Origin of the sequence: Sphingobacterium sp. SGG-5 (assembly GCF_011043525.1) — a bacterium.
Taxonomy (GTDB): Bacteria; Bacteroidota; Bacteroidia; order Sphingobacteriales; family Sphingobacteriaceae; genus Sphingobacterium.
In genome coordinates this window covers 453,659-466,756 of sequence record NZ_JAAKGO010000003.1, presented here as the reverse complement: position 1 = coordinate 466,756, position 13,098 = coordinate 453,659, and the positions used below count along the sequence as shown (strand labels likewise).

General features: G+C 41.8%; 11 protein-coding genes and 2 tRNA genes. 5 read left to right on the top strand and 8 right to left on the bottom strand.

What is annotated here, in order from left to right:
- Window position 1: 1 nt before the first annotated feature.
- Genes G5B30_RS06425 through G5B30_RS06415 form a run of 3 tightly spaced genes read right to left on the bottom strand, consistent with a single transcriptional unit; the run spans window position 2 to window position 3,218 of the window.
- The gene (locus tag G5B30_RS06425; RefSeq protein ID WP_165319133.1) at window positions 2–1,720 is read right to left on the bottom strand and encodes a hypothetical protein; all 1,719 of its coding nucleotides are present in this window, start codon (window positions 1,718–1,720) and stop codon (window positions 2–4) included.
- A gap of 5 nt (window positions 1,721–1,725) precedes the next feature.
- Window positions 1,726–2,688: a FecR family protein gene (locus G5B30_RS06420; protein ID WP_165319132.1), complete on the bottom strand. Its 963-nt coding sequence runs from the start codon at window positions 2,686–2,688 to the stop codon at window positions 1,726–1,728.
- Window positions 2,685–3,218, bottom strand: a complete 534-nt coding sequence (locus tag G5B30_RS06415) for an RNA polymerase sigma-70 factor (RefSeq protein WP_165319131.1) — start codon at window positions 3,216–3,218, stop codon at window positions 2,685–2,687. Before G5B30_RS06415 ends, G5B30_RS06420 begins: the two co-directional genes overlap by 4 nt.
- A 207-nt stretch (window positions 3,219–3,425) precedes the next feature.
- Between G5B30_RS06415 and G5B30_RS06410 the strand changes: the two genes are divergently transcribed.
- The 3 genes from G5B30_RS06410 to G5B30_RS06400 are packed head-to-tail and all read left to right on the top strand — an operon-like array spanning window position 3,426 to window position 6,543.
- Window positions 3,426–3,791 (top strand): hypothetical protein, encoded by a 366-nt coding sequence (locus G5B30_RS06410; protein ID WP_165319130.1) that lies wholly within the window; start codon window positions 3,426–3,428, stop codon window positions 3,789–3,791.
- Window positions 3,792–3,794: 3 nt separating this feature from the next.
- A complete protein-coding gene (locus G5B30_RS06405) occupies window positions 3,795–5,129 on the top strand; it encodes a type IX secretion system plug protein domain-containing protein (RefSeq protein ID WP_240903118.1) in 1,335 nt (444 codons plus the stop codon).
- Window positions 5,130–5,133: 4 nt separating this feature from the next.
- A complete protein-coding gene (locus G5B30_RS06400; RefSeq protein WP_240903117.1) occupies window positions 5,134–6,543 on the top strand; it encodes an amino acid permease in 1,410 nt (469 codons plus the stop codon).
- Here G5B30_RS06400 and G5B30_RS06395 read toward each other — a convergent pair.
- Window positions 6,530–7,042 carry an OmpA family protein gene (locus tag G5B30_RS06395; protein ID WP_165319128.1) on the bottom strand — a complete coding sequence of 171 codons (513 nt, stop codon included), beginning with the start codon at window positions 7,040–7,042 and terminating at the stop codon, window positions 6,530–6,532. The genes G5B30_RS06400 and G5B30_RS06395 overlap by 14 nt on opposite strands.
- Before the next feature lie 37 nt (window positions 7,043–7,079).
- Entirely contained in the window at window positions 7,080–9,272 is a 2,193-nt protein-coding gene (locus G5B30_RS06390; protein ID WP_165319127.1) for a glucoamylase family protein, read from the bottom strand.
- A gap of 187 nt (window positions 9,273–9,459) precedes the next feature.
- Here G5B30_RS06390 and G5B30_RS06385 point away from each other — a divergent pair.
- Window positions 9,460–9,532: transfer RNA gene (locus G5B30_RS06385), tRNA-Gly, on the top strand.
- Between the two features lie 5 nt (window positions 9,533–9,537).
- A tRNA-Leu gene (locus G5B30_RS06380) sits at window positions 9,538–9,622 on the top strand.
- Window positions 9,623–9,679: 57 nt separating this feature from the next.
- Here G5B30_RS06380 and G5B30_RS06375 read toward each other — a convergent pair.
- The 3 genes from G5B30_RS06375 to G5B30_RS06365 form a co-directional block, all read right to left on the bottom strand.
- Window positions 9,680–10,840, bottom strand: coding sequence for an aldose epimerase family protein (locus tag G5B30_RS06375; RefSeq protein ID WP_165319126.1), 1,161 nt, complete (start codon window positions 10,838–10,840; stop codon window positions 9,680–9,682).
- Between the two features lie 93 nt (window positions 10,841–10,933).
- Window positions 10,934–12,016, bottom strand: coding sequence for a glycoside hydrolase family 43 protein (locus G5B30_RS06370; protein WP_165319125.1), 1,083 nt, complete (start codon window positions 12,014–12,016; stop codon window positions 10,934–10,936).
- Window positions 12,017–12,033: 17 nt separating this feature from the next.
- Complete coding sequence (locus tag G5B30_RS06365) at window positions 12,034–13,077, bottom strand: family 43 glycosylhydrolase (RefSeq protein ID WP_165319124.1); 1,044 nt, start codon at window positions 13,075–13,077, stop codon at window positions 12,034–12,036.
- Window positions 13,078–13,098: the final 21 nt, after the last annotated feature.

Below are 13,098 nucleotides of genomic sequence, written 5' to 3'. Positions count from 1 at the left end.
TTTAAAATAAGTAAGACAAGCCGATAGCACCTCCAGCATGAAACGTGTTTTTAAATCTGTCACTTCCCCACGCTTTCCACTGTACTCCCGATACTGCCTTCGAAGCCGTTGCTTCAGAATAGATGAAAGAAGGTGCGGCATATACGTGCCAATGTTTCGTCATTTTCCAGCTTGGAATAATACGTAAAGAAAAGCGTTGCGCATCCTGCATATGCATCCGGTCATCGAAATTCATTCGCTGTACTAACTCCGTGGCTAAGCCGAATTTACGCCTGTTTAAAAGTTGAGCACCCAATCCAAATTCCGTAGCATACTGCATATCCGGTTGACTGATGTATGCACCAATCCCGATCAAACTATATAATATACGTCCACCGGAACGAAACTGGGTACTTAACAAGTGACTGTCATCTACTTGAAACGATAGTTGTTTGTGTCCCTTTTTTATTAGGTTGAGAACTGCGATAGGATAGTCGCTACTGTCCGCAATGTTTAGGAGTCCTGCTAATTGTATACCTTTCACCTTGTTTGCAATATTTATTCCCCCAGCTATCTGACTACCCGCATACCCCCGGGAAATATTCATCGTACCCGCAATCTGTGTACCGTTAGACTCGTTAACACGATTAACGACACCAACAGCTTGAAAGCCCTTTTTCAGCGTGTCGGCTGTATTCCAAATACCCCCCAATTGTGTTCCACTAAAATTATGTAGTATGACATTTCCTCCACCAGACATCTGTAAGCCATGTACATTCCCTCCTACTACATTTAGCACCCCCGCCACCTGCATCCCTTGCATATCATATTGGTTTACATTAAATACACCTCCTAACTCGGTGCCGTCAACCCCTGCCGTAGAACCTCCAATGATATTTAACGAAAAATTGTTGACCACCTGTGATTCCAAAGATCCATGTGTGCTCAAACCAGGAGTTAGCGACAACTGAAAAGGACTATAGGCAAAGAATCCACCTAAATTCACACTTTGGACACGTTGGGATGAGCCTGTGAAAAGTCGTCCAAAGAAGCTATTAAAAATACTCTTCTTGCTGTCATGCATGCTGTAAAACCCGGTCTTCTTTTTCTCAGCAAGCTTTAGCGCTTCAATAGGCAACAACATCATCATGGAAGTGTCCTTATAATTGGCTTTGCTCCATACGATGGCCACGGTATGACCGGGCTTTTTGATGTCTAATAAAAAATACCCGTTCTTATCCGATAAAGTAGATGTATTAAAGGCATATTTATCGTATATGCTTGCGTCAGCTATCGCTTTCTCTGTACGTAAATCTCGCACATAACCGGAAATAACAGCACGTGTCTCATGGACATTCATATTCACTTCCACATCCATGCGCTGCGGAGCATACGTAATAATAATATGAGAGCTCGTTTCCTTGAATCCATAATTTGGCCCCAAAATCTCTTCCAGATAATCTATACAAAGTCCGTCAAAGGATTTTGTTGAGACAAGACTATCGACGTTAAAAAGTAAACTATTATACGAGAACGCAAACCCTTGCTCTTCTAAAGCGCCGAAAATATGCCGAATGCTCACTTGTTCAAATGGAGTCATACGAATATGTTTACCAAGTTTCCCCTGAGCAGACAATTGAAAATGCAACGTGAACAAGAAGATGAAAGCAACAAACAGTTTTGCTTTTCGAATGATGTACATAATTATTTTAAGATCTCGGATAATTCTATATTTCGACATAACAGCTATTTGATGTGATATTTGTTTCCTCTTTTCTCGACTTTTAAATTGAATGTTTGCACAATAACATCCAATATTTCAGCGAGGGTTTGTTGCTCGAAAGTTGCAGAAAGTAGAAGATTACCTTTCTCTGGCGCATCAATAACAAATTGAATATCATATGCTTTCTTTAATGTATCGAACACGCGGGAAAGTGGTGTGTTTTCAAAGACAAACTCTTGATGTATATAATAGCGATATAAATGATCTGGCACAGTATCTACCTTCACCCGGAGCTTACTTGTATCGGGAATTACCATCATCTGCTCAGGTTTCAGGACAACTTCCTGATTTGCATAATTGACTTTGACCGACCCGCTTGCGACAATTATTTCCGTTTCTTCAGCATCCCGGCGCACATGGAAGCTTGTTCCTAACACAGTAATACGTGTTTTGCCGCTTTCAATCACAAAGGGTTGACTTTTATCTCTCTTCACATCGAAGAATGCCTCACCCCGCTTCAGATAGACTTCTCTTTCTTTACCTAACCAAGTTTTACGATAATGTAATGTCGTGTTTTTATTTAAATTAACTGTGCTTCCGTCTGGCAGGGTACTACGCTGCGTATGTGCTGAGGTTTCCAAACGGAACTCTTCAGATAAGGAATTGTTTAACCACCATACGGAGAGCGTACCTAAAATTCCGATTGCAATAGCTACGTTCCACCATGTTGATTTCCTTATCAATGTCCGGAGAATCGATGTGTTATTCCCTGCGCGTTCATCACGTATACGAATGAAGTTAGCCCACGCGGCATCTATGTCTACCTCAGGCACATCTTTCCACTGCCCGCTCATATCCCATATGTTCTTTGTATCCAAATATTCCTTTTCATGCTGGGCATTTTCTTTGATCCATTGTTCGACACAAGCGTTTTCTTCTGCTGTAGCCTGGCCACTGATATATTTTGCGATCCATTCTTTTTTCATGACCTGTCTATAAATAATAAAACCAAAATTGTTAGGTAATCAACCAAATGTATTCGCAAATGCTTTAACACCTTTGTCATATGCCCCTCTACCGTTTTCAACGACACATTGAGATGATCAGCGATCTCTTGATAACGCAATTCTTGGAATCGGCTCATTTCAAAAACAGTTCTACTTTTCTCAGGTAACTGCGCCAATGCTAATCGTAACTGTCTTCTGAGTTCCATATCACTATTAGGCATATCCTGTTGAGTCGTTCCATGCACAATCTGATAGGCTTCAAAACGTTGCTTCAACTTATTCCGTTTCATTAGGTTCAGACTTTGATTATAGATGGAACGATATAGATACGCCTTTAAAGAAATTTGGACATCTCGTTCCCAATCTCTTTCCCACAACTTGAAGAATACCTGCTGCACCGCTTCTTCAGCTATATCCCCATCCCCCAATATTCGGCAGGCATAACCATGCAGCTCCTTATAATGCTTTCGGAAGATTAGCTCAAACTTTTTTTCTTTGTTTTCTAACATATCACAATGACAAGTAATAATGCTTTCGTGCCTTTTTTTAACTTGCTTTATTAAGAAGACAACCAAAAGCCGATCAACCCTTAGTCTTTTTTTATTTTTTTTAAAAAGATAAGGTAATGGATATCCAAACAATATCCTATCTTTAGTTGAACAAATATTGCATGGCGTATGGAAGAAATAAATTCAACACAAAAGAGGCGCTCAAAAGTGAAAACATTTTTTAGTTGGGTACTTCTGATACTTGTATTGGTACTTGGAGGAGTAATTTATTTCAAGTATTATTTTGTATTCGGCGAAGGTGTTAAGTCGGGGTATCTCAACTATGCGGTAAAAAAGGGTAATCTTTTCAAAACCTACGAAGGGAAGCTGATTCAGGAAGGGTTCGGCAGCGGACGTACAGGCACGATCACGAGCAATGAATTCGTTTTTTCCATAGAGAGCGACTCGATCTTTCGGTTGTTAGAAACAAACAGCGGAAAATTCTTCGACTTACATTATAAAGAGTATCACGGTGTCTTACCTTGGCGAGGCCATACAAAGTATATCGTCGACAAAATCATTCAAATGAAATAGAAAATGACTTTTTCTCTCGTCCACCGACATCTCTTTATATTTTCTTTGCTGTTTCTCTTCATGGGTAGTGTTCAAGCCCAAAAGAAGAAAAGAGCAAGGCAACACATCGAACAGTCACCAGAACAGACCCTTGTTTACGACAACAAGGATTACTTGCCTCAAATCCGCAGTGTGACATTTTATCCGACAGGAAAAGAAAATCAGCTCCCTATTTATGTCCTTGGAACTCCCGACCAGCTTTTGCTTTCTTTTGATGACTTACGTGGTGACGTACGCACGTATTTTTTCAGCATCGAACATTGTGATGCGGACTGGACGCCGAGCCGACTGCACGCTTTAGACTATGCTATCGGCTATAATGAAGATAGAATAGACAATTATCGGTCATCTCAAGGTACATTACAGCCGTATACACATTATACCTGTAGCTTCCCAAATGAATATATAGCCCCCAAAGTTGCAGGCAATTATCTGCTGAAGGTCTATGAAGATGCCGACAAAAAGAGATTGATCATCACAAGAAAATTTTATGTGGTGCGTCCTTTAATTCAAGTAGAAAGTTTAATCTCGCCATCACTACGAGCCGATAAACGGCTTACCAATCAGAAGCTGAACGTCAGCATCCGCACTTCCGCCTTAACTATCAACAATCCCTATCAAGATGTGCAATTGCATGTTTTTCAAAATCAACGCAGCGACAATAAGATGATCTTAAAACAACCTATGTTTATTGGAAACGGCGAGATAAAGTACAACGGTAGTGAAACCCTGGATTTTTTAGGAAACAATGAATTTCGATACGCCGATTTGCGGAGTACAAAATCAGCTTCCGCACAGGTCAAGGAATTAACAGTAGATACGGCAGTTCATACAACCTTATTTACCGACGAAGATCACGGTTCCTTAACTTATGCAGACACCTATGATGAGAATGGAAAATTTTTTATCCGAAATCTCGACTACGGCGATGCCGAGATGCAGAGTGACTATGCGCACGTCCGCTTTTCACTCCAGACCAACCAGCAGATACAGGGCAAAATCTTTGTCGTGGGAGGCTTTAATCATTTCGAGCGGACAGCTGAAAACCAGCTGATTTATCAGAAAAGCTCCGGAGTATGGGAGACTACGCTTTTGCTGAAGCAAGGATTATACGACTATGAGTACGTTTTAGAAACTCCCGATGGGCAAGTTATTACCGATGCATTTTCCAATTCTTTTTATATAACCGGGAATGATTACGTCGTTCTTGTTTACCATCGGCGAACAGGCACCTATTGGGACGAGATATTAGGTGTCGGGCATGTTTCTATTCACAATAAATCAAATAAAAACCTATAATATTTTGCACAAATCCACAGACGACAAGAAGTTAAAACGCGGATTAAGTAACCGCCATATCCAATTGATAGCTTTAGGTGGCGCTATAGGCACAGGCTTATTTTTGGGTGTGGGGAAAGCGGCTATATTGGCCGGTCCTTCTGTTATCCTTGGCTATGCCATAGCCGGAATTATAGCCTTTTTCATTATGCGTCAGTTGGGCGAGATGGTCGTCGAAGAACCCGTATCGGGCAGTTTTAGTTTTTTTGCGAATAAATATTGGGGTTCCTTCGCAGGATTTGCATCTGGATGGAATTACTGGATACTGTATGTGCTCGTCAGTATGGCAGAATTGACGGCTATCGGTGTATATGTACAGTTTTGGTGGCCGGAGATTCCGCTCTGGGTGTCCAGCCTCTTCTTCTTTATTGTCATTAATGCCATCAATCTGGCGTCCGTCAAAATCTATGGCGAGACCGAGTTTTGGTTTTCCATTATTAAAGTTGTCGCCATCATTGCGATGATTCTATTCGGCTCGTATTTATTGATAAGTGGTGCAGGAGGTGAGCGTGCAAGTATTGACAACCTCTATAACGATGGTGGTTTCTTTCCAAAAGGATGGCTATCCACTAATGAGGAGGGTGGATATCAAGGCTTACTGGCGGCCTTAGTGATGATTATGTTTTCTTTTGGTGGCTTAGAGTTAGTAGGTATTACCGCGGCAGAAGCGGAAAACCCACAAAAAAACATACCGAGGGCGACCAACCAGGTATTGATACGTATATTGATTTTCTACGTAGGTGCATTGTTTATTTTATTTTCACTGATGCCATGGCGATCGATTACCGCAGAGACCAGCCCTTTTGTCGAAGTATTCAATACATTAAACAGTTATCAGTTCACCTTATTGGGCAAAACATTTTACTTCACGGCACTTATTGCCAATATATTGAATGTGATTGTCCTTACAGCGGCCTTGTCGGTCTATAACAGTTGTGTCTACAGCAACTCTCGGATGTTATATGGCTTAGCGGAGCAAGGCAATGCTCCTCAATTTCTAAAGCGATTAAACAAGAACTATTCTCCCGTCAACGCTATTCTGGTATCTGCAGCGCTCGTAGGTATCTGCATTATCATCAATCGGATTATCCCCGATAAAGCCTTGGAAATATTGATGTCTCTTGTTGTATCCTCGCTGATTATCAACTGGATCATGATCAGCTGGACGCACCTTTATTTTAAGAAACATGAAACGATTAAGCATACGAAAACCTTATTCCCCAGCTTTTTATATCCGTGGAGCAATTATATCTGCCTGTTATTTCTGCTCGGCGTATTGGTTATGATGTGGTATACCGGTTTGAAAGTTTCCGTCGAATTAATCCCGATCTGGCTTGCTATACTGTGGGTAAGCTATAAACTCAATTCAAGATAATCACTTCTACCCTTCTGTTTTTCTCGCGTCCTTCCGGCGTCTTATTGCTCGCGACAGGTTTCGTTTGGCCGAGACCTACCGTCGTAATACGACTACCCGAGACACCAGCCTCTTCTAAATAGACTTTGACCGAAGCCGCGCGTTTTTCGGACAACCATTGGTTATATTGCTCGGTACCCGTTGCATCTGTATGCCCTTCGACCCGTATTTTTTTACCATTGTCCTCTTTTAGAATTTTTGCCAGCTTACTCAGTTGCGCCTTTGCTGCATCTGTCAGATAAGAAGAGTTCGTCGGAAATAGCAAATCAGACGATAACGTAAACTTGATCCCCTCATCGGTCCTGGAAGCATCCTTGAATTCACTCTTCACATTCTTTAAACCATCATCTGTCCCATCTTTCGTCACCACGGCCCCCGGGTTGACGGTCAAAAGAGGTTGTTTACACGCAACGATATTAAAACTCAACGCAATAGCACCTATCAGTATATTTTTGTTCATTTTTATGATAATGGAATAAGGTTTAAAGATATACATATTATTCTTTATTTGCTGTTTTCTGCGCAAACAATTTGCTTCTTACCAATTGTAATTCGGGTATCTGTGCATAAAGATCCCAGATAAAACCAGTTTTCGCATTTTCCATCAGCACCGCAAGCGTAGCTTGGTTTACCGCTAAATATTCATCCGATACGTCGTCATTTCGCAGGTCGAGCCACGACCGGAAGCCGTATTCGGTAAACAAGTTAGACCCAAATTTATGATAAAGCGCTAACAACGCATGCTCTCCTACCTGTTTATCCACAATAATAGCCCCAGGGCCAATAACCGGATTAATTCGATATCCTCCGCCATATCGGCCGTATTGGTGAAAACCCCATATATCACTGTGATTTACACCTACGCCCAATTCATTGTCCCGTCGCTTGACGAATTGCACATAGGATGTCAGGATATCTTTCCATTGAAACACCGAATCGGAAACGATTTCCGGCTTCACAGTTAAAAAAGGTTTATAAAGATCTAACAAGCTACCTTTCATACTCCCCAGTAGCAAATTCTCACCATAAGCAGACAGACTGTCCACAATAGACACCTGTAATAGTGTATCGATTTGTCGAAGAACCTGCACCCTGCTTTGAACGACAGAGTCCACCGAGAGACTGTCAGCGAATACATCAATATCGATATCTTCAATCTTGGAAAACCGCACTGAATCATAAGAGTGATATACCGAATGTGTATAAGCCGACACCGGCAAAGCATGCGTTGAAGATCCCAGAGCCAACATATATGTGTTCATCGCATAGTTTGGCCCCGCAACAGGTTCCTCCCGGCCTTCAAAAGCAGCCTTGTCTAACGCTATGTACTTACATAAAATATCGGACGAGTCCTTCATGGTCAACATCTGCCAGTTGATACGATCATATAAGCCCGATATTCTATTTCGCAAACCATACTCCTCATCATTATCCTTCGAAAAATACTGTTTTGCGACAAGTAAAGCTTCGATAATGGATGAAGTGGCCATAACATCATATTCTTCCCGGCCAAAGGCATATTCCGGAACACCTTTCCGCCCATCAAAATAAGCAGGAAATACTCCGTGGTAATTTTGAGCTTTCGACAAAAAATTGACGATACGAGAAATACGGTTAAATACAGCTTGTCTGGAAAGTTGTTCCCGCTCCGCGGCGATAAGAAGTGACAAGATGGCCCCGCCCGTTTCTTTGGTCGATACCACAGCTTTCTCCTTCAACCTATACGGCATATACATGCCGCTGTTGATATCATAGTTTTCGACGAAATAGTTGATATGTGCAAGCTGGATAAAGTCAAATAGCTTTGCGTTATCCATGCGCATCGTCTGCACCTCCTTGGTTTCGGAAAACGGAGACTCCTTATAATTGTAGTCCAGCCAGGTGATTTTATAAAAATATTTTTGACCAATCGTCGGTGCATCATCCAAGCAAGATTGCATATAGATGGGTTTGATCGCAACTGGATCATATTCTTTTCCATCGAGGGAACGGTATATTTTAATATATCGAATGCTGGGTGTAAGGGGGAGCTGCCATTTCAAATGGACCATTTTATCGTATGCGTTCACCGCTGTTAAGACAGCGGGCGATGAGAGCTTGACTTCAGAATATGCTTTGGGCAAAAATTCCACCTGATCTAAAAAGAGGTGGTGTGTACCGGCAGAACTGCCATGTTGAACAAGAGCTATCCCGCTGATGGGTTTATCATTGTCCAATCCCTTAAAATCCCGACAGGGGATCCGAACTTTCAGCCAGGTACCCTGTTTGAAATCTGTAATGTATTTCGCAAGATCTAACGTATCCGTTTTAATATGCCGCTGGGTAATATATATCTGTGGCAAATCTTTCTGAGTCGTTCCCGGAGACTTCACGAGCAGTCGGAAAGTGAGAAAATCCGAGTCGAGAACACGATATAAAAACTTCTGCCGGCTGTAACGGACATCTACAGTCCAGTTGCCCTCGGGAGCTGAAATATATTTTAAGGACAAGGCATTCCCTGGTGTAAAAAAGAGGGTATCCGAAACAAGCAGATGTTTGTTCACGTTTTCAACCCAGCTGTTCCCGGTATAACGGACATAGCTTTTGGCATAACTTCCGGAAACTAAGCTATTATCAAAAACTACCTCCGGATACGTATCGCCAACCACCCATAGTGGTAAGAACAAGAATGCAAGGATAAGCTGCTTCATGAATTTCATAATTATAACCAAAGTACAAAAATAGTCAAAATCGGTGCCATAGGCATTATATTAAGCAAATTAGTGCCTTACGTAAAAATTAATTTACACAATTTGAGCCTATTACACAGAATCGAAACATAAAGGGAATCAAAAATTTCATTTTTTGATTTTTCTACATATATTTGCAACACTTCAAGCGAAAGTAGCTCAGTTGGTAGAGCACAACCTTGCCAAGGTTGGGGTCGCGAGTTCGAATCTCGTCTTTCGCTCAGTTGCTCGGATGGTGGAACTGGTAGACACGCAGGACTTAAAATCCTGTTCCCGTTAAAGGAGTGCGGGTTCGATTCCCGCTCCGAGTACGAAAAAAGCCCTCTCTATTTGAAATAAAGAGGGCTTTTCTATGATATAGAGTTTTTCTATTGCACAGAAAACTTATAGACAGAAGTCGTTTTATATACCTCACCCGGATTTACTTCAGTCGAAGGAAACGAAGGTTGATTCGGTGAATCCGGAAAATGCTGCGGTTCCAAACACAAGCCGGTTCTAAAACTATCCGTTGCACCATTTTTTAACGTTACCTTATCCGCCATAAAGTTGCCGCTGTAAAACTGAATTCCCGGTTCTGCGGTATAAATATCCATAACGATCCCCGACTGATCGCCGATCAACCGACAGGCATAGTTGTACCCATCGTGTTTTGTTTCATTCAACACGAAATTATGATCATACCCTTTTCCGAACGTCAATTGTTCATCATCCTGTTCAATATCCTTTCCAATCGCTTTCAATGCTGTGAAGTCAAAAGCAGTTTCCTTTACACCTTTCAGCTCACCTGTAGGAATAAGCGTCTCATTTACCGGCGTAATTTGGTCAGCAAAGATTTGAAGCTGATGATTCAAAATCGTACCGCTACCCTCTCCATTCAAATTAAAGTAAGCATGATTGGTCAAGTTCAGCACCGTCCTTTTGTCGGTCTTAGCCTCATAAGCGATCGTCAATTCATTATTATCATTTACCGAATACATAACCTTAAACGCTCTATCCCCCGGGAAGCCTTCTTTGCCATCCGGCAACACACACGTGAATTCCACAGCTTCATCCGATAGCTGCTTTGCTTGCCAAACAACAAAGTGAAGCCCTTCCAAACCGCCATGCAATGTGTTGGGTCCATTGTTTTGGGGCAAGGTGTATTCCACTCCATCCAAACTGAACTTTCCGTTGGCTATTCTATTCCCAAAAGGACCGACAATAGGACCGAAATAGGGTTCCTCCGGGTTATTGTAATCCTCAGCCTTGTTAAAACCAAGCACTACGTCTCGATTAACGCCATCTTTATCCGATACAATTAAAGAGACAATCCGTGCTCCAAAATTGGTTAGCGCGACCTCCATACCTCTTTTATTTTTTAGCGTAAAAAGGGATATCTCTTCGCCCTTTATTGTATCTCTAAATTCTACAGCATCGGGCAACGAAATCGCTTCCTGAATCTCTTCTTTATTTTTATTGGTACCCTGCTGGCAGCTGCCAACAAGCATGGCCATAAGAATGAAGATAGACAACTTTGATTGTTTGTTCATATTGGTATACGCTATTAATTTGTTTTAATCGATTACTATTCAACAAATGTAATAAAAAAATAAACGTTTAAAATACAATTATTTTTCCAATGCTTATTGGCCAAACTGCGTTGTAGGCCCCAACACTTTTAGGGTGCCGGCTTGATCAATGACCATTTCATCGATAAAAACCACACGCTCTTTGCCCGTTTTTGTCGTCCTTCCATGGTATACACACAGCATTTTTCCATCTTTAGTAAAGAGTACACTATTATGTCCAGTTCCTGTAACATCTCCTCCTTTGGCTGTATTTTTTTCCAGAATCGGGTTATTCGAGGACTTCACGAAAGGTCCTAAAGGATGCGTAGATGTGGCATATCCCACGGCATAATTTTCTCCGGCAAAATGATTGGCCGAATACATCATATAATACAAATCCCCGTGTTTGAAAATATAAGATCCTTCCGTCCAGCGTCTATTGATCTCTTTGCTGGTTACCGATCGGCTTTCCCATTCGGCTTGTGCATCGTCCATTTTTACGGGTGGACGTAAAAGCAGTGTAGGTGTTCCGACTACACCCGAAAAATCAGCAGCCAGCTCTATGCCGTAGACCCAGCTCTCCTCAATTTCCGGATACAAGCCTTGCGCTTTGGCCCACTTCGATATCTCTGATTCTACCGGATGTTTATAACAGCATCGGGAGTAGTAGAGATATAATTTACCATCTTCTGCAAAATATACGTTCGCGTCAATAATCGGATAACCTGGGTCAAAAAGCGGCCGACCCGTCATATCGAGAAATGGTCCCGTAGCTTTGTCCGCAACGGCGACGCCAATCTTATAGTTTTCTAATTCGTTGTTGGGATTTTCTTTCCAGTGCGCACTATAAAACATATAGAATTTTCCATGCATTTTATATACTTCAGGCGCCCAAAAATCCTTTGTTCCCCAACTTTTTTCCTGATTAGCCGAATAGACCTGACCTTCATTCTGCCAAGCCTTCAAATCGGATGAGGAATAGGCCATGAACCCGTTTTCAACACCGCCTGTACCGTACATATAATAGCGACTGGTCTTGTCATCATAGATGATGTAAGGATCCCCCAATTTAATATCCAAGGGATTTGCTATTGGCGTGGATTGAGCATACAAAAGTGTATGCAAACAAAAACTGAGAAACAGAATTAAATACCGCATAATTTTAGATTTATTATTTAAAAAATAGGTCGACTAGCATTCACTACAGAAGGCATAAAGTTTTTAATGGACGGCCATCCTTCCTCCCATGTCAGATTATCCAACATCAATACCCGTCTGGATGTTCCATTATTTAATTTGCCTCTATGCGAATCGATCGCATGATATAAAATCCAATCGTTGCCGTTTTTATCGGTAATAACGCCTGAGTTGTGACCCGGGCCGACATGTGTACCATTGCCTTTTAATACGAGCGTACCGTTGCCGCGCTCCAGGATAGACCTCCCCTGCCGGTCTATATAAGGGCCCAAAAGATTTTTCGAACGGGCGACTAACACATGGTAGGTACTACCTGAGCCGTTACAACAGGACCCTTTTGAACCAAAAAAGTAATAGTAGCCGTTCCTTTTATGAATCATGACGGCTTCAAAATCCCCTGCTGCTATTTTTACCTTGGTAGCGTTACGCTTTATGCTCCTACCGTCTTTGGCCAACTCGATAGCATAGGTGCCTTGTGTCGGAAGCTGACTAAAACTTCCCCAAAACAGATAGCCTTTTTCACCTTCCATATAATAAAAAGGATCGATAGAATTGGGAACATCTATATCACTACTGCTAAACAGTTTACCTTGATCCTGAAAAGGTCCTTTAGGGCTATCGGCTATAGCAAGTCCTATGCCCGGATCTTTATCGCCCCATGTGGAGTACGAGTAATATAAATAGTACTGTCCATTGATATAATTGATGTCCGGAGCCCATATTCCCCCGGCCTTCTTCCAGGACGGTTTCTTCTGAAACGCCTCTCCTACATACTTCCACTGGATCAGATCTTCCGATTCCAATACCGGTACCAGTCTACTCCCTTTTTTATCCCCCCAATGGTCTTCCGTACCATAGGCATAAAACAATTTGCTTTTGGGGTCTTGAAAAACCGTAGGATCTGCCAATACGGGTTCAAAGACAGGGTTATTATAGGTACTCTTAGACGTTGGTCTGTCTTTTACATCCTGTGGGCATAAACCCAATAAAACGAATATATAAATGAAATGTAAAGCGTTCATGAATAAAAAATTGCTGTTCCT

Coding starts and splice junctions, on each gene's coding strand:
- G5B30_RS06425 (WP_165319133.1), bottom strand. CDS start 1,720: ATGTCGAAATATAGAATTATCCGAGATCTTAAAATAATTATGTACATC.
- G5B30_RS06420 (WP_165319132.1), bottom strand. CDS start 2,688: ATGAAAAAAGAATGGATCGCAAAATATATCAGTGGCCAGGCTACAGCA.
- G5B30_RS06415 (WP_165319131.1), bottom strand. CDS start 3,218: ATGTTAGAAAACAAAGAAAAAAAGTTTGAGCTAATCTTCCGAAAGCAT.
- G5B30_RS06405 (WP_240903118.1), top strand. CDS start 3,795: ATGACTTTTTCTCTCGTCCACCGACATCTCTTTATATTTTCTTTGCTG.
- G5B30_RS06395 (WP_165319128.1), bottom strand. CDS start 7,042: ATGAACAAAAATATACTGATAGGTGCTATTGCGTTGAGTTTTAATATC.
- G5B30_RS06390 (WP_165319127.1), bottom strand. CDS start 9,272: ATGAAGCAGCTTATCCTTGCATTCTTGTTCTTACCACTATGGGTGGTT.
- G5B30_RS06375 (WP_165319126.1), bottom strand. CDS start 10,840: ATGAACAAACAATCAAAGTTGTCTATCTTCATTCTTATGGCCATGCTT.
- G5B30_RS06370 (WP_165319125.1), bottom strand. CDS start 12,016: ATGCGGTATTTAATTCTGTTTCTCAGTTTTTGTTTGCATACACTTTTG.
- G5B30_RS06365 (WP_165319124.1), bottom strand. CDS start 13,077: ATGAACGCTTTACATTTCATTTATATATTCGTTTTATTGGGTTTATGC.